The organism is Pseudomonas sp. 14P_5.3_Bac1, from assembly GCF_025466135.1.
Classification (GTDB): domain Bacteria; phylum Pseudomonadota; class Gammaproteobacteria; order Pseudomonadales; family Pseudomonadaceae; genus Aquipseudomonas.
Genome location: NZ_JANLOF010000001.1, coordinates 24551 through 40686 on the forward strand (window position 1 = coordinate 24551; position 16136 = coordinate 40686).

Here is a 16136-nt window from a genome sequence, read left to right on the forward strand (position 1 = left end):
TCAGCCGCGAGTGGCTTGGGCGGTTGGCGATGCCTGTTTGCTGCGCCAGTGCGGCAGGGAGTTCCAGTAGCGCTCGCCTTTGGCGTCGTCGTACATGCCTTCCCAACGGGAGATGACCAATACGGCCAAGGCGTTGCCGATCACGTTGAGTGCGGTACGCGCCATGTCCATCACACGGTCGACACCGGCGATGAACGCCAGGCCTTCCAGCGGAATGCCCACGCTGCCCAGGGTAGCCAGCAATACGACGAAGGACACACCCGGTACGCCGGCGATGCCTTTGGAGGTCACCATCAAGGTCAGCACCAGCATCAGTTGCTGGCCGATCGACAGGTCAATGCCGTACAGCTGGGCGATGAAGATCGCCGCGATGCTCTGATACAGAGTCGAACCGTCGAGGTTGAACGAGTAGCCGGTCGGTACCACAAAGCTGCAGATGGCCTTCGGCGCGCCGTAGGCTTCCATCTTCTCGATGACGCGCGGCAGCACGGTTTCGGAACTGGCGGTGGAGTAGGCCAGCACCAGCTCATCCTTGAAGATGCGCATCAGCTTGATCACCGAGAAGCCGAACAGGCGAGCGATCAGGCCCAGCACCACAAAGGCGAAGAACAGGATGGCGACGTAAACCAGAATCACCAGCTTGGCCAGCGGCAGCAGCGAGGCGAAGCCGAAGTTGGCGACGGTCACCGCGATCAACGCGAATACGCCGATCGGGGCGTACTTCATGATCATGTGGGTAACTTTGAACATGCTCTCGGAAACGCCCTGGAACATAGTGACCAGAGGCTCACGCAGTTCCGGCTTGAGGCTCGACAGGCCGAGGCCGAACAGCACCGAGAAGAAGATGATCGGCAGCATGTCGCCACGGGCGACGGCAGCGAAGATGTTCGAGGGAATCAGGTTGAGGATGGTCTCGATGAACGCATGCTCATGCTGCACTTCAGCAGCGGTGGCGGTGTATTTGGAGATATCGACGGTACCCAGGGTACTCATGTCGATGCCAGCGCCTGGGTGGAACAGGTTGGCCAGCAACAGACCAACCACAATGGCGATGGTGGTGACCACTTCGAAGTAAAGGATGGTTTTGACGCCGATGCGACCGAGCTTCTTCGCGTCACCCACGCCGGCGATGCCGACGATCAGCGAGGAAATCACAATCGGGATCACGATCATCTTGATCAGGCGGATAAAGATATCGCCCGCCGGCTGCAACACATTGCTGATCCACCAGGCTTTTTCAGCACTGAAATGGTTGAGCACTGCACCGATTGCGATCCCCAGCACCAAACCGATGAGGATCTGCCAGGCGAGGCTTAGCTTTGCCTTCTTCATGTCATTACCCTTACTTCAAGTGGACTTAAGGCACATGCGCCATCTGGAACGCTCGGAAGCGAAAAAGTGTGTGCATCTGCCTCCGTAGAAGGTCACCGCAGCGTGGCCGAAATGGCTTACTGGCAGGCGAAAAAAGGCGCAACTATTCCCATGCAAGGGGGCGACGTCTAATGCCGTAAACGCCTACCCTATGCCGAATCGGCATGGCTTTTTTTGAAAATAGTTGTCTGAACGGTCAGTTCGATTCCGCCATTCCGTCCGGTGAATATGCCGTGAACCGGCCACGAGCGGCTCGCTCAGAGAGGTTGGACGTCTGTGAGTCATCGGCAAAAATGCCTGGAATTAGATGGGGTTGGCGTCCGAAGAGTCCTATAGCGCGAGCATAATTTTCTAGATAGAAGGTCGCACCGACACACAAAGTAACGCTTGGGAGGAGGCGAGATAGAAAATAGCGACTATGGGCGACATACAAGAGGATTAATGCGCGATAAGCCCGCCGCAAGTTCAGCAAGCTTGAGGACTTGTGAACTTGCGTCGCAGCTTTTCGCCTGACCCGGCCCTTGCGCAGGCACTCCCTGTACCCGTAGGTCACGCCGATCCGAATCGATCAGAGCAACCCGGCCCCCTGGTCATGCACCACCCTTGGCGACTGGTGCAGACAGAAAGAAGCAAAGGGCTTCTTTCTATGGACGCCGGCTCCGTTGACGACAGATGCGTCAGACGGAACCTAGTACCAATTCGGATCTTTCTTAAGCTGTTCCATCAGCAGTTGTTTCATGCCTTCGTTCGGCTTACCGATAAAACGGTAATCGGCGTGCCGCGTCGGGGATTTGTCTGCCGGCAAACCGGCCGGGACTTCCACCAACATGGCGTAGGCGTCTTCCTTGTCGTAGCTGAAGGCGACGATCAGGCGCTTGTTCAGGCAGGTGTCTGCAGTCTCGCAGAGTGGCCCGACCAGATACTTATCGCCATCTTCTTCCACGGCATTCATTTGTTCGGCCGTACCGGACAGGTTCATCACCCATTCCGGCAGGCGTTGTTCTTTCTTCACCACGCTTTGCCAGGTTTCGCGGTACTGCTTGTCCGCACTGAGCAATTCGTTAGCCCGGGATTGACCGTCATTGGCGGCCATCGCCAAGCCGCTACCGCCCAGAATCAGGGCGGCAGCACAGGCTTTGATAAACAAAGTGGTCATATTCAGCCTCGGCCGCGACGACCAAAGAAGAACGAAGCGATGAACATCACCAGAAAGACCACAAACAGAATTTTTGCGATACCCGTGGCGGTGCCCGCGATACCACCGAAGCCCAGGACTGCAGCCACAATGGCGATGATCAGAAATGTGATTGCCCAACTCAACATGGTGATTCTCCTTACGCTTTTATAGGGGTAACAGCGGTAGTGCCGTGCAGCCGCTCAACACAAGCGGCTTTTTGTTGCCTAGAACACCCAACGTTCTTGAGCAGGCAACTCGCCAAGAGTCGAATCCTGGTCTGCCACTCTCAATTGCGGGGCGGTAACGTCGGCAGCCACGCTGCTGACGGAACTGAAATGGTGCTGGGTCATCACCGGACGTTCAAATTGCAGGGTTTGCTGCTGACTCTGCTGCCAATGCTGGAATTGCTGGCCCGCAATCAACGTGACCATCAAGGCCAGGCTGGCAAACAGACCTTGCTGCAAGCGCAGTGGCGATACACGCAATTGGCTGAGGCTTTGGCGAGTCATGCTGCATTTCTCCCGCATTCTGATTATTCGGTCATGACACTGTTGAGAGGGATATTGCAGGGCGCGTGCCAGTTTTTTTACAAAATAAAACTCAATAAAATCAATTAGTTAATAATACATCCCGGATCGATAGCCCAGCATCCTGCACGATGCCCCTATCCAGGCCGTGCGAAATGCACGATGGTCAGTGGTCGGGTCAGGGGATCGAAAAGAGAAATAGCATTGCCGAAGTGGCTACGAGGCATGAAAAGGCCAGTAAATCGCGCGTTTGTAGGAGGTTGTGCAGATACCTGCGCGAAGACGGCTTTTATCGATCAGAATAAACCATGCAACTTGCCCGATTATTCCGGGACTAAACACCATCATTCATAGTTAAGGGGAGCGCGGGACAGATGGAATCAGCCAAGGAACTTCAAGGCCGCATTCTTTTAGTGGATGACGAATCCGCGATCCTTCGCACCTTCCGTTACTGCCTGGAAGATGAAGGCTACACCGTAGCCACCGCAAACAGCGCCGCGCAGGCGGATGCGCTGATGCAGCGCCAGGTGTTCGACCTGTGCTTCTTGGACCTGCGCCTGGGCGAGGACAATGGTCTGGACGTGTTGGCGCAGATGCGCATCCAGGCGCCATGGATGCGCGTGGTGATTGTGACCGCACACTCCGCCGTGGATACCGCAGTCGACGCGATCCAGGCTGGCGCCGCCGATTACTTGGTCAAGCCGTGCAGCCCAGACCAACTGCGCCTCGCTACCGCCAAGCAATTGGAAGTGCGCCAACTCTCCGCTCGCCTCGAAGCTCTGGAAGGCGAAGTTCGCCAGCCCAAGGACGGCCTCGACTCCCACAGCCCGGCCATGATGGTAGTGCTGGAAACCGCGCGCCAAGTCGCGGGCACCGACGCCAACATCTTGATCCTCGGCGAGTCAGGCACGGGCAAGGGTGAATTGGCGCGCGCCATTCACGGCTGGAGCAAGCGCTCGAAGAAGTCCTGCGTGACCATCAACTGCCCGTCACTGACGGCAGAGCTGATGGAAAGCGAACTGTTCGGTCACAGCCGTGGCGCCTTTACCGGCGCCAGCGAAAGCACCTTGGGCCGAGTCAACCAGGCGGATGGCGGCACGCTGTTTCTCGACGAGATCGGCGATTTTCCCCTCACCTTGCAACCAAAGTTGCTGCGCTTCATTCAGGACAAGGAATATGAACGCGTGGGCGACCCGGTCACCCGACGCGCTGATGTACGCATTCTCGCGGCGACCAACCTGAACCTGGAAGACATGGTGCGCGAAGGCCGCTTCCGTGAAGACTTGCTCTACCGCCTGAATGTCATCACCTTGCACTTGCCACCGTTGCGTGAGCGCAGTGAAGACATTCTGACCTTGGCCGACCGCTTCCTGGCGCGCTTCGTTAAGGAATATGCCCGACCGGCACGCGGCTTCAGCGATGAAGCGCGCGAAGCACTGCTCAATTACCGCTGGCCGGGGAATATCCGAGAACTGCGAAACGTTGTGGAGCGAGCCAGCATCATCTGCCCCCAGGAAAAGGTTGAAATCAGCCACCTCGGGATGGCCGAGCAGCCGACCAACAATGCGCCGCGCATCGGTGCGGCGCTGAGCCTGGATGAGCTGGAGAAGGCCCACATCGGCGCGGTACTCGCCACCAGTGACACGCTGGATCAGGCGGCCCGCACTCTCGGTATCGACGCGTCGACCCTGTACCGCAAACGTAAACAGTACAACCTGTGAGCTGTACCCTATGAAGCTAGCGATGAAACTGCGCACTCGTTTGTTCCTGAGTATCTCAGCGCTGATCACCGTCGCCCTGCTGGGACTGGTTCTGGGACTGGTCAGTGTCATGCAAATGGCCAAGAGCCAGGAGTCGCTGATCCGCAGCAACTTCATCACGCTGGACCTTGGCCTCAAGCTGCGTCAGACCTTGGGCGACCAGTTGATCCTGATGCTGCAGGAGCAACCGGACCCCGAGGTACTGAAAACCTCAAAAGAGCAGTATTTCGCCTTGCTGGATGAGGGCATCGCCCATGAACAGCAAGACGGCAAGCTCAGCGGGTTCAGCCAGGCACGCGTTGACTACCTGAACTTCCTCAAGGCATTTGATGAAGCCCAGCAAAGCTCACTGGCAAATAGCAAAAACCCGAAGCTGACCGAAACCTTTAACGCCTTGCGTAATGGCCTGATCGCCGAGCACAAGCACGCGCTGGATAATATCAACGAGAGTGAACACAAATCCCGCGACCGGGCGCTGTTGATTGCCGGTCTTCTGGGCCTGGTCGGGCTGGCAGTGTTGATCATCGGCTTCATTACGGCACACGGTATCGCCCGACGCTTTGGTGGCCCCATCGAAGCCTTGGCCAAAGCCGCCGACAAGATTGGGCAGGGTGATTTCGAAGTGACGCTGCCCATCTCGTCGGCCGCGGAAATGAACCAGCTGACCCGCCGCTTCGGCATCATGGCCGAAGCGTTGCGCCAGCATCAGGCAACCAATGTCGACGAATTGCTGGCCGGCCAGCAGCGTCTGCAAGCGGTGCTCGACAGCATCGACGATGGCCTGCTGATGATCGACCGCCAAGGTCGCCTCGAACACCTCAACCCTGTGGCACAGCGCCAGTTGGGCTGGGACGAGGCACGCTTGGGGCAGGGCTTGGGCGAAGCATTGGGTCGCCCGGAAATGGATGAGCAACTGCAACTGGTGCTGCGCGGCGGCAACCTGGAGCGGGCACCTGAGGATTTGGAAGTGGAGGTCGAGGGCGAATTGCGCCTGCTGACCTACAGCCTGACGCCAGTCAGTCATACCCAAGGGCATATTCTTGGGGCGGTGATGGTGCTGCACGACGTGACCGAGCAGCGCGCTTTCGAGCGCGTGCGTAGCGAATTCGTCTTGCGGGCCTCCCACGAACTGCGCACGCCCGTCACCGGCATGCACATGGCCTTTGGTCTGTTTCGCGAGCGCGCGAAGTTTCCCGCAGAATCCCGTGAAGCGGACCTGCTGGATACGGTTAATGAAGAAATGCAGCGCTTGATGCAGCTGATCAACGACTTGCTCAACTTCTCGCGCTACCAGAATGGCCTGCAAAAACTCACGCTAGGGCCGTGTGATGTCACCGATCTGCTGGAACACGCACGGGCACGCTTTACTGAGCTGGCAAATGCTCAGCACGTCGAATTGCTGGTCGAAGCCCAATCCGGGTTGCCCAGGCTGTACGCAGACCAGGCCCAGCTTGAGCGCGTACTCGACAACCTTTTAGGCAACGCATTGCGCCATACCGCCGATGGCGGGCAAATTCGCCTGCAGGCGCGTCGGCATGGCGAGCGGGTGATTATCAGCGTCGAGGATAACGGCGAAGGTATCGCCTATGGCCAGCAGGGACGTATCTTCGAACCGTTCGTGCAGGTTGGACGCAAGAAAGGCGGCGCCGGCCTGGGGCTGGCGCTGTGCAAGGAAATCGTGCAACTGCACGGCGGGCGCATGGGCGTCTACTCGAGGCCGGGGCAGGGCACGCAGTTCTACATGGCGCTGCCGCTTTAGCGCCTAACTCCGGTTCAATGCGCGCAGGATCGCGGCGCTTTCGGCATCCGGCGTACCATCAAACAGCGATGGCCGGAAATGCATCTGGAACGCCGCGATCACGTGCCGCGTGGCAACATCCAGCTCGCCGGTCTGTGGTGTCTGATAGCCCAACCGTGCCAACTCTTCCTGGAACCAGGTGATGCTCGGCAGATTAGCGGCGTACTGCATCTGGAATCGAGCGACGGCCTGCGCATTCGGCCAGGCTCCCAGCCCTTCAGCCGCCAAGCGTTTCCACGGGAACAACGGGCCCGGATCGAGCTTGCGCAACGGCGCGATATCGCTATGACCAATGATGTTCTTGGGGTCGATGCCATTGCGCTTGCTGATGTCCTTGAGCAACACCACCAACGACTGCACCTGCGCCTCGGAATACGGGTACCAGACGCGGCCAGTCGGCGTGTCGCGATAACCCGGATTGACGATCTCGATACCAATGGAGCTGGAGTTGAGCCAGGTACGGCCCATCCACTCGCTTTCCCCGGCGTGCCAGGCACGCTGGCTCTCATCCACCAGCTTATAGATGGTGCCTGAAGCATCATCGCCGATCAGGTAATGACTGCTGACCTGGCCATGCGTCAATAGCGCCAGGGAGCGTTCAAGGTTGGTGGAGGTGTAATGGACGACAACGAATTGCACACGATTGTCGTGATTGAGCGAAGGATGGTCGGTGTTAAGGCGAGGGCCGCTCGCGCAGCCGGCGAGCAGGAGCAGTACGAAGGCGAGGTAAAAGGATTTCATGGCAGAAGACATTACGCTGAAGACGATAATGCAACAGTGTAACGTACGGATTGTACTTGAGCGGTCAAATTACAAAATGGAACATCTTTTACGCCGCCTGCACCTGATTACGTCCCGCGGCCTTCGCTCGATAAAGTGCTTCGTCGGCACGCTTTAGCGCCAAGTCACTGCGCTCACCCGGCTGGAACTGCGCCACGCCCATGGACACCGTAATCGTCACCGGCTCGCCCTTGAAATGGAAAGGGCACGCTTCGATCGCCGCGCGCAGCACCTCGCCCACGCCCAACGCATCCGGCAAAGCGGAGTCAGGCATCAGCAACACAAACTCTTCACCGCCAAACCGCGCAATAAAGTCAGTCGGGCGCAGGTACTTGCGCAGCACATTGGCGATGATCTTCAACACTTTGTCGCCCGCCAAATGCCCATAGCCGTCGTTGACGCGCTTGAAGTGATCAAGGTCCAGCATGGCCAGCGACAGGCTGTTGCCGCGCTGGTGCCAGGCGTTGACTTCGTGGTCCAGACGTTCGCTCCAGGCCGCCCGGTTGGGCAGGCCGGTGAGCGGATCGATCAACGCCTTCTGGCGCTGGACCTCCAGATGCTCGCGATACCCCTGGGCTTCCTGTTCCATATTCGCCACCCGCTCAGCCAGCCCCTTGAGGCGCGCCGCCACTTCCTGCTCTCGCTGATCACGCTGCTGCTGATGTTGATCCATGGTGCCGAGCAGGCCTTCAAGGTGGCTCTCCAGCACGTACTTGAGGCTGTCCAGGTCGGCCGCCTCCTGCACGCTGCTTTGCAGGCCGTCGACTTGCTCGCGAATCTGCGTGTCCAGCTCGCGCGCAGCCGAGCGGCTGTCAGCGTGGCCATCACTGGCCACTTGCAGATGGCCCTGGAACGCTTCGAGGCGCTCATTGAGCTGTTTGAGGTAAGCCTCGAACTCGTGCTGGCCGCTGTCGGTGATCGCCAGCATCAACACCGCCAGGTCATCGAGAATCGGCAACAGTTCGTACCAGTTCAAGCCATGAGCCAGGCGCTCGCGCATGGCTTCAGCCTGAGGACGGTGACGCTCGGGCAGTGACAGGTCTTCCAGCAGGCCAAGCAAGGTGTCTTCGATGTGCTTGGCAACCGAGCTGTACGAAGGCTCCGGCGAGTCCGGCAGTGCGTAGACGCCATCCGATTCCAACGCATCCGGGTCAGGCTCGGGACTTTCCAGCACAGGCGGGAGAGACAAGCTGCCAATGGCGGTTTCGTTCGGAGTGTCGACCTCGACCTGCGCTTCTTCGATAAAGGCGGCAAGTGCGCTTTCTGGAGCGGTTTCTTCAACCAGCGCCTCCACTGCTTCAGGTTCAGGTACCTCGGCGGGCAGAACGACAGGCTCCTCTGCAGCCGGCGCCTCGAAGACAAAGGTTTCGCCGGCAACCTCCGCTACTTTGACAGGCACAACGTGTTCGGGTTGTGACGCTGCCGGCGTTTGCGGCAGTGGCGCAAAGGCGCGCAAGGCTTGTGTCAGTTCTTCGGATTGCTCCGGCTCCTGAGGCTCAGGGGTGGGCTTGGGCGCAGCGGATTTTGGCGCAGCCGGCGCGGGTACAGCTTCAGCCACCGGCGCTTCATTCGAACCCTCTTTCGCGCCAAACAGGCGTTGCAGCAAACCCGGCCCAGAGCGCGGGGTTTCGCCATCCGGGTCCAGGTTATTCAGCGCCTGACCTTGCAGGCTGCTCAGCTCGCTGAGCAACAAAGGAATCTCGCGTGCCTGGCCGACTCGACCATCCAGTTGCTTGGCAAAGGTTTTCAGCGGGCGTGCCACTTCACGCGGCAGCGGCAGTTTTTGCAGCTGCGCAACCAGGGCCGTGAGCGCAGTGCTGATCTGGTCAACCCGGGTTTCGCGGCGCTGTTCCGAATCCAGCACGGCCTTTTCAAGGCGCGGCAGCAGGGCTGCGAGGGCGGCGTCCATGTCGTCGGTACGCACGACGTCGCGCATCTCTTTCATGCACTGGTCAACCGCGCGATCGGTGCCCTCAGCCGCCAGCGTGCTGCGCACCAGGCCTCGACGTAACAGGTCGAGACGGGAAGCCCAGCGACGTTCGAGCTTGTCTTGCTGCTCGACGCTTTTCAGGTATTTCTCTTTCCAGCGCTGGGCGTCGTCGCTCATGCAAGGGGTCCGCGAGGGCCTGGGCTCAACGCGGGTAATGCATCAGCCGTAAGCGAACCCGGCAGACGAATCTCTACCGCGACCGGCAGGTGATCGGAGATGGGCTGCGCCAGTACTTGCACACTTTCAAGTGTGAGTGTCGGACTGAGCAGGATGTGGTCTAGACAGCGTTGCGGACGCCAACTGGGGAACGTGGCTTCGACTTGCGGCGCCAGTAACCCGAGGTCCCGCAACGGGGAATTCTGCAGCAGGTCGTTGGCATGGGTGTTCATGTCACCCATCAGTACCTGGTGCTTGTAGTTGCCAATTAATTCACGAATGTAGGCGAGCTGCAGGTTGCGCGTACGCCCCCCGAGCGCCAGGTGCATCATCACCACCACCAAGGCTTCGGGGCCTTCGCCGAAACGCACGAGGATCGCCCCGCGCCCTTTGGGGCCTGGCAAGGGGTGATCTTCGATGGCGGTCGGTTTCAAGCGGCTGAGCACACCATTACTGTGCTGCGCCAGACGCCCGAGGTTGCGGTTGAGTTGCTGATACCAGTACGGGAACGCGCCGAGCTGCGCCAGGTGTTCCACCTGGTTGATGTAACCGGAGCGTATGCTGCCGCCGTCAGCTTCCTGCAGGGCGACCAAATCGAAGTCGTTCAGCAGGTTGCCGATTTTTTGCAAGTTAACGGCACGCCCATTGTGGGGCAGCAAATGCTGCCAGCCACGGGTGAGGTAGTGCCGATACTTTTCGGTGCTGATGCCCACCTGAATATTGAAGCTGAGCAAGCGCAGGCGGCTATCTGCCGGAAGGCCTGTGGATTCCAGGTGATGCTCGTTGACCTTCGCATCATGCAGGCCAACGACACGTTCAGTACCCCAGCGGCGCATGGTAGGCCCCTTACTTGGCTGCGCGCTCTTTGGCGATCAGTTGGTCGGCAACGTTCAGCGCTTGCTCTTCGCCACCAGCACTGCCGATGTCGAAACGGTATTTACCGTTAACGATCAGCGTAGGTACGCCTTGTACGCCGTACTTCTGGGCAAGCTCTTTGTATTGGGCCATCTTGCCCTTCACAGCGAACGAGTTGAACGTTTCAAGGAATTTGGTTTTATCGACGCCCTGAGTGGCGACGAAATCAGCCATGTCTTCAGGTTTGACCAGGCGCTTGCCTTCTTTCTGAATGGCATTGAACACCGCTGCGTGCACTTTGTGCTCTACACCCATGGTGTCCAGCGTGATGAAGAGTTGACCATGAGCATCCCATGGGCCGCCGAACAGCGCTGGGACGCGTTTGAAATTCACATCCTCAGGCAGCTTCTCGACCCATGGATTGATGACCGGCTCAAAAGCATAGCAATGCGGGCAGCCATACCAGAACAGCTCCACGACTTCGATCTTGCCTGGCACCGAAACCGGCACCGGGTTGGCCAATTCAACGTAGGTTTTACCGGCTTCAAGCGGCACATTATCGGCAGCTTGTGCGGTCATGCCGAAGAGGCTGGCAGTGACGAGAGCGGCGCTGAGGATCAGATTACGCATGCTTTACTCCTGGACAAATAAAGTCGCCTCACGCGACCTTTAGGTGTGACAGGTCTACGCGGGCATGAGTTCGTTAGTGTAACGGCACCGGCCATAAAAAAGGGCGGCCTAAGCCACCCTTTTTATGCTTGCATCGATGGATTAATCGAGCGTTAACGTCCTGCCCGGATCAGTGCAGGCCCTGGATGTAGCTGGACAGCGCCTCGATGTCTTTATCCGAAAGCTTGGCCGCGATATCAGTCATCATTTTGTTACCCGCGTCGCCATCGATATAGCGAACCTTCTCGCGAAAATCCTTCAATTGCTTGGCCGTGTACTGAGCATGTTGACCACTCAGGTGAGGGAAGCCCGCCGCTGCGACACCGCCGCCGTCCGGAATGTGGCAAGCCTTGCACGCCGGCATGCCGCCGATAGGCTGGTCTTCGGCGAGTTTGCCGCCACGGAACAACGCTTGGCCTTTTTCGACCAGTTTCGGGTCGGCAGCTCCCACACTGCCTTTCTGGCTGGCAAAATACGCCGCGATGTCCGCCAGGTCTTGATCGCTGAGGTTGGTCAGCAAGCCGGTCATTTCCAGCACCGTGCGCTTGCCGTCCTTGATGTCGTGCATCTGCTTGGTCAGGTAACGTTCACCCTGGCCGGCGAGTTTGGGGAAGTTCGGCGCCGGGCTATTGCCATCCGGTCCATGGCAAGCACCACACACGGCGGCTTTCGCCTGACCCGCTGTAGCGTCGCCTGCAGCATGGGCAACACCGGTGATGCCCAAGGTCAACAGCAGACTCACGATCAGTTTGTTCATCAGCTAATCCAACTACGGCTAAGGGTTTAAGAGTTATCTACCGGGTTTACTCACCATCAATTCAATGATGGCCTGGTAATCCTCAGTACTGCAGTCCATGCACAAACCACGCGGCGGCATTGCCTTGAAACCCTGGGTCACGTCTTGCACCAACGTGTTCATGCCCTTAGCCAGTCTTGGCTGCCAGGCTGCCTGGTCCCCGTTTGGGGGCGTTAGGCAGCTGGCCGGCATGGCAAGCTACGCAAACTCGGTTGTACACCGCCTCCGGATCCTGTGTAGCCTGAGCGCCGTAAAGCGGCATCAGGACACCAAAAGCGAGCAACCATCGGGTCATACATCGACCTTTTCAGGGTTTGAGAGCGTTTTGCGTTCTAATGCGCAATGAAGGTCTTTCGCTCCCGTGAACCTCATCCTTCGCTGGGACAAAGCACACACAAAATCTGCGGCATTATATACTGGCGCTACTGAAACGGAAACGACACCGCTTGCCGCACCCTTTTTCGGCACCGCCCACATCGGAAATCTCATGCAACTCAAGAATCCCATCCTCGGCCTGTGCCAACAGTCCACGTTTATGCTCAGCGCCGCCAAAGTAGACCAATGCCCCGATGACGAAGGCTTTGAAGTCGCCTTTGCCGGTCGTTCCAACGCCGGCAAGTCCAGCGCGTTGAACACCCTGACCCATGCCAGCCTGGCACGCACCTCGAAAACCCCGGGCCGCACGCAACTTCTCAATTTCTTCAAGCTAGACGATGATCGGCGTCTGGTCGACCTGCCGGGCTACGGTTACGCAAAAGTACCTATCCCGTTGAAGCTGCACTGGCAGCGTCACCTTGAGGCTTACCTGGGTGGCCGGGAGAGTTTGAAGGGTTTGATTTTGATGATGGACATCCGTCATCCAATGACCGACTTCGACCTGCTGATGCTCGATTGGGCCGTCGCCAGCGGCATGCCGATGCATATCCTGCTGACCAAGGCAGACAAACTGACCTACGGCGCAGCCAAGAACACCCTGCTCAAAGTGCAGTCCGAGATCCGTAAGGGTTGGGGTGATGCGATCACCATCCAGCTGTTCTCGGCGCCCAAGCGCATGGGCCTTGAAGACGCCTACACTGTGTTGGCCGGTTGGATGGAATTGGCGGACAAGGGCGCGCAAGACGCGGAATAACTTTTCTGCAGGCAAAAAAAACCCCGGACTTCGTATGGGGAGGGGAAGTTCGGGGTCCAAGTTCCGGACCGCTAGGGCGGGGTCCAGATATCTGCCAACACTTAACACAACATAGGAGCATTGAAGGGCTTCACCACCCATTCAGTAACTCTGAGTAGCAGTTCACAGGTTAAGTTCCGGCAGGTTAAAAAAACTATTGGAAATAACTGACACCGTTTTCCGATCTAAAGCGCTCTGCCACCACCCCCGGCAGTGGCAGAGCCGCGAAATCAGTGCGCCTCGTCCCAGTTATCGCCCACACCTACGTCCACCACCAACGGTACATCCAGCTTGGCCGCTGCGCTCATGTACTCGCGGACCTTCTCGCTGACGTGCGCAACCAAGTCCTCGCGCACCTCAAGCACCAGTTCATCGTGCACTTGCAGGATGACCTTGGCATCCAGGCCCGACTCCGTCAGCCAGTTATCCACCAACACCATGGCCTTCTTGATGATGTCCGCCGCGGTGCCCTGCATCGGCGCGTTGATCGCCGTGCGCTCTGCAGCTGCTCGCTCCTGAGGCTTGTTGGAATTGATATCCGGCAAGTACAGCCGACGCCCGAAGAAGGTTTCTACATAGCCTTGATCGGCCGCTTGAGCACGCGTGCGCTCCATGTACTCGCGAACGCCAGGGTAGCGCGCGAAATACACGTCGATATACGCCTTGGCGGTCTTGGTATCGACGCCGATATCCTTGCCAAGCTTCTGCGCGCCCATGCCGTAGATCAGTCCAAAGTTGATCGCCTTGGCACTGCGACGCTGGTTGGAACTGACCTCAGCCAACTCAACCTTGAACACCTCGGCCGCTGTAGCGGTGTGCACGTCCAAATCGTTACGGAACGCGTTCATCAAGCCCTCATCCTTGGACAAGTGCGCCATGATCCGCAGCTCGATCTGCGAATAGTCCGCCGCCAGCAGCTTGTAGCCCTTGGGCGCGACAAACGCCTGACGAATCCGCCGCCCTTCAGCGGTGCGCACCGGAATGTTCTGCAGGTTCGGATCGCTCGAAGACAAGCGCCCGGTCGCCGCCACAGCCTGATGATAAGAGGTGTGAATACGCCCGGTACGCGGGTTGATCTGCTCAGGCAGCCGATCGGTGTAGGTGCTCTTCAGCTTACTCATGCTGCGGTACTGCATCAGCACTTTGGGCAGCAGGAAGTCGTCTTCGGCCAACTTGGCCAGCACTTCTTCGGCCGTGGACGCCTGCCCCTTGCCCGTCTTTTTCAACACCGGCAAGCCGAGCTTTTCGTAGAGAATCGCCCCGAGCTGCTTGGGCGAACCCAGGTTGAATTCTTCACCGGCGATCTCGAACGCCTGGCGCTCCAGCTCAACCATCTTGTTACCCAGCTCGATGCTCTGGATGCCCAGCAGGTCCTTATCCACGAATGCGCCCTGGCGCTCGATACGCGCCAGCACCGGCACCAACGGGATTTCGATATCCGTCAGCACACTGGCCAGGCTCGGTATGGCTGACAGCTGTGCATGCAACGCCTGGTGCAGGCGCAGGGTTATATCCGCATCTTCAGCTGCGTATGGCCCGGCCTGCTGAAGCGCGATCTGGTCGAATGTCAGTTGCTTGACGCCTCTGCCGGCGATGTCCTGGAAGCTGACAGTGTCGTAGTCCAGGTACTTCTTGGCCAAGCTGTCCATGTCGTGCCGGGTCGCGGTGGAATTCAACACGTAGGATTCAAGCATGGTGTCGAAGGCGATGCCGCGCACGGTGATGCCGTGCGCAGGGTCACCACCGATGGCGCAATTGGCCAGGATGTTCATGTCGAACTTGGCGTGCTGGCCGACCTTGAGTTTGGTCGGGTCTTCGAGCAGCGGCTTCAACGCCAACAGAACCGTGTCGCGATCCAACTGCTCGGGCGCACCGACATAGGAATGGGTCAACGGGATGTAGGCGGCTTCATGCGGCTGCACGGCGAAGGAAACCCCAACCAACTGCGCTTTTTGCGCGTCGATCCCGGTGGTTTCGGTATCGAATGCGAACAGCTTGGCGTCGTTGAGCTTCTTCAGCCAGCTATCGAAAGTCGCCTGGTCCAGGATGGTCGTGTAGGACGCCTCCACCGGCGCGGCCGCTACTACCTCAGCCACGGCTTCGGCAGACGGCGCCGCCTCGGTCGAAGCCTTGAGCTCGACACGCTTGGCGTCGCGCTGAATCTCATCAATCCAGCTCTTGAACTCCAGCAGCGTGTACAGCTCCAGCAGCTTTTCACGGTCAGGCTCGATCAGGTGCAGATCTTCCAGGCCTACATCCAGCGGTACGTCGATTTTGATCGTCGCCAGTTGATAGGACAGGAACGCCATCTCCTTGTGCTCTTCCAGCTTGGCCGGCAGGTTCTTGGCCCCGCGAATCGGCAGGGTCGGCACGATATCCAGCTGTTCATAAAGCTCTTTGAGGCCGCCATTCACGCCTACGAGCAAGCCGGACGCGGTCTTCGGGCCAATGCCCGGAACGCCCGGGATGTTGTCGGACGAATCGCCCATCAGCGCCAGGTAATCGATGATCTGCTCGGGAGCGACACCGAATTTCTCCTTCACGCCCTCAATGTCCATCGCGCTACCGGTCATGGTGTTGACCAAGGTAATGTGCCCGTCGACCAACTGCGCCATGTCCTTGTCGCCGGTAGAAATTACTACCGGGCGGTCCGCCGCCGCACTGCTGCGGGCCAAAGTGCCGATGACGTCATCGGCCTCGACGCCTTCGACGCACAGCAGCGGGAAGCCCAGCGCGATGACGCTTTGGTGCAGCGGCTCGATTTGCAGGCGCATGTCATCGGGCATGCTCGGGCGGTTGGCCTTGTATTCGGCGAACATTTCATCGCGAAAGGTCCCACCCTTGGCGTCGAAAACAACGGCAAACGGGCTGTCCGGGTACTGCCTGCGCAGGCTTTTGAGCATGTTCAACACGCCCTTGACCGCACCGGTCGGCAGGCCTTTGGAAGTGGTCAGCGGTGGCAGCGCGTGAAAGGCGCGGTACAGATAAGAAGAACCGTCCACCAGGACGAGGGGGGCTTGGCTCATGAGCAGGATCAACCTTTTCGGCGGGTCAGGCGCTAGAATAGCCGGACCAATGACGACAAAGGG

At 58.7% G+C, this 16136-nt stretch carries 13 protein-coding genes and 1 pseudogene; 3 read left to right on the forward strand and 11 right to left on the reverse strand.

Annotated elements, in window-relative coordinates:
* The 4 genes from gltP to NTD89_RS00135 form a co-directional block, all read right to left on the reverse strand.
* Window positions 1–1332 carry a glutamate/aspartate:proton symporter GltP gene (gene gltP, locus NTD89_RS00120; protein WP_145158539.1) on the reverse strand — a complete coding sequence of 444 codons (1332 nt, stop codon included), beginning with the start codon at window positions 1330–1332 and terminating at the stop codon, window positions 1–3.
* Window positions 1333–2059: 727 nt separating this feature from the next.
* Window positions 2060–2527, reverse strand: a complete 468-nt coding sequence (locus NTD89_RS00125) for an inhibitor of vertebrate lysozyme family protein (RefSeq protein WP_119741338.1) — start codon at window positions 2525–2527, stop codon at window positions 2060–2062.
* A gap of 2 nt (window positions 2528–2529) precedes the next feature.
* Complete coding sequence (locus NTD89_RS00130; protein WP_003170804.1) at window positions 2530–2694, reverse strand: DUF1328 domain-containing protein; 165 nt, start codon at window positions 2692–2694, stop codon at window positions 2530–2532.
* 78 nt (window positions 2695–2772) lie between these two features.
* Complete coding sequence (locus NTD89_RS00135) at window positions 2773–3057, reverse strand: hypothetical protein (RefSeq protein WP_106576045.1); 285 nt, start codon at window positions 3055–3057, stop codon at window positions 2773–2775.
* 392 nt (window positions 3058–3449) lie between these two features.
* Here NTD89_RS00135 and algB point away from each other — a divergent pair, with 392 nt between their 5' ends.
* Window positions 3450–4796: a sigma-54-dependent response regulator transcription factor AlgB gene (gene algB, locus NTD89_RS00140; protein WP_145158535.1), complete on the forward strand. Its 1347-nt coding sequence runs from the start codon at window positions 3450–3452 to the stop codon at window positions 4794–4796.
* Between the two features lie 10 nt (window positions 4797–4806).
* Window positions 4807–6594: a KinB sensor domain-containing domain gene (locus NTD89_RS00145; RefSeq protein WP_262206019.1), complete on the forward strand. Its 1788-nt coding sequence runs from the start codon at window positions 4807–4809 to the stop codon at window positions 6592–6594.
* 3 nt (window positions 6595–6597) lie between these two features.
* Here NTD89_RS00145 and NTD89_RS00150 read toward each other — a convergent pair whose 3' ends face one another.
* From NTD89_RS00150 to NTD89_RS00175, 6 genes and pseudogenes are all read right to left on the reverse strand, one after another.
* Window positions 6598–7374 (reverse strand): N-acetylmuramoyl-L-alanine amidase, encoded by a 777-nt coding sequence (locus tag NTD89_RS00150; protein ID WP_262206020.1) that lies wholly within the window; start codon window positions 7372–7374, stop codon window positions 6598–6600.
* 88 nt (window positions 7375–7462) lie between these two features.
* Window positions 7463–9520, reverse strand: a complete 2058-nt coding sequence (locus NTD89_RS00155) for a GGDEF domain-containing protein (protein WP_262206021.1) — start codon at window positions 9518–9520, stop codon at window positions 7463–7465.
* Window positions 9517–10395, reverse strand: coding sequence for an endonuclease/exonuclease/phosphatase family protein (locus NTD89_RS00160; RefSeq protein WP_119741332.1), 879 nt, complete (start codon window positions 10393–10395; stop codon window positions 9517–9519). Before NTD89_RS00160 ends, NTD89_RS00155 begins: the two co-directional genes overlap by 4 nt.
* A gap of 10 nt (window positions 10396–10405) precedes the next feature.
* Window positions 10406–11044: a thiol:disulfide interchange protein DsbA/DsbL gene (locus NTD89_RS00165; RefSeq protein WP_119741330.1), complete on the reverse strand. Its 639-nt coding sequence runs from the start codon at window positions 11042–11044 to the stop codon at window positions 10406–10408.
* A gap of 169 nt (window positions 11045–11213) precedes the next feature.
* On the reverse strand, window positions 11214–11840 hold the full coding sequence (locus tag NTD89_RS00170; RefSeq protein ID WP_106576039.1) for a c-type cytochrome: 627 nt from the start codon (window positions 11838–11840) through the stop codon (window positions 11214–11216).
* Between the two features lie 33 nt (window positions 11841–11873).
* Window positions 11874–12174 (reverse strand): annotated as a pseudogene (locus NTD89_RS00175) (c-type cytochrome).
* Between the two features lie 192 nt (window positions 12175–12366).
* On the opposite strand from NTD89_RS00175, the gene yihA reads away from it, so the two are divergent.
* Window positions 12367–13008, forward strand: coding sequence for a ribosome biogenesis GTP-binding protein YihA/YsxC (gene yihA / locus NTD89_RS00180; protein ID WP_262206022.1), 642 nt, complete (start codon window positions 12367–12369; stop codon window positions 13006–13008).
* A 269-nt stretch (window positions 13009–13277) separates the two neighbouring features.
* Here the strand turns inward: yihA and polA are convergent, their stop codons facing one another.
* Window positions 13278–16073: a DNA polymerase I gene (polA, locus tag NTD89_RS00185; RefSeq protein WP_262206023.1), complete on the reverse strand. Its 2796-nt coding sequence runs from the start codon at window positions 16071–16073 to the stop codon at window positions 13278–13280.
* Window positions 16074–16136 lie beyond the last annotated feature (63 nt).

Bases quoted from the DNA above. Each gene is read 5' to 3' on its own strand.
- gltP (WP_145158539.1), bottom strand. From the start codon at position 1,332: ATGAAGAAGGCAAAGCTAAGCCTCGCCTGGCAGATCCTCATCGGTTTG.
- NTD89_RS00125 (WP_119741338.1), bottom strand. From the start codon at position 2,527: ATGACCACTTTGTTTATCAAAGCCTGTGCTGCCGCCCTGATTCTGGGC.
- NTD89_RS00130 (WP_003170804.1), bottom strand. From the start codon at position 2,694: ATGTTGAGTTGGGCAATCACATTTCTGATCATCGCCATTGTGGCTGCA.
- NTD89_RS00135 (WP_106576045.1), bottom strand. From the start codon at position 3,057: ATGACTCGCCAAAGCCTCAGCCAATTGCGTGTATCGCCACTGCGCTTG.
- algB (WP_145158535.1), top strand. From the start codon at position 3,450: ATGGAATCAGCCAAGGAACTTCAAGGCCGCATTCTTTTAGTGGATGAC.
- NTD89_RS00145 (WP_262206019.1), top strand. From the start codon at position 4,807: ATGAAGCTAGCGATGAAACTGCGCACTCGTTTGTTCCTGAGTATCTCA.
- NTD89_RS00150 (WP_262206020.1), bottom strand. From the start codon at position 7,374: ATGAAATCCTTTTACCTCGCCTTCGTACTGCTCCTGCTCGCCGGCTGC.
- NTD89_RS00155 (WP_262206021.1), bottom strand. From the start codon at position 9,520: ATGAGCGACGACGCCCAGCGCTGGAAAGAGAAATACCTGAAAAGCGTC.
- NTD89_RS00160 (WP_119741332.1), bottom strand. From the start codon at position 10,395: ATGCGCCGCTGGGGTACTGAACGTGTCGTTGGCCTGCATGATGCGAAG.
- NTD89_RS00165 (WP_119741330.1), bottom strand. From the start codon at position 11,044: ATGCGTAATCTGATCCTCAGCGCCGCTCTCGTCACTGCCAGCCTCTTC.
- NTD89_RS00170 (WP_106576039.1), bottom strand. From the start codon at position 11,840: ATGAACAAACTGATCGTGAGTCTGCTGTTGACCTTGGGCATCACCGGT.
- yihA (WP_262206022.1), top strand. From the start codon at position 12,367: ATGCAACTCAAGAATCCCATCCTCGGCCTGTGCCAACAGTCCACGTTT.
- polA (WP_262206023.1), bottom strand. From the start codon at position 16,073: ATGAGCCAAGCCCCCCTCGTCCTGGTGGACGGTTCTTCTTATCTGTAC.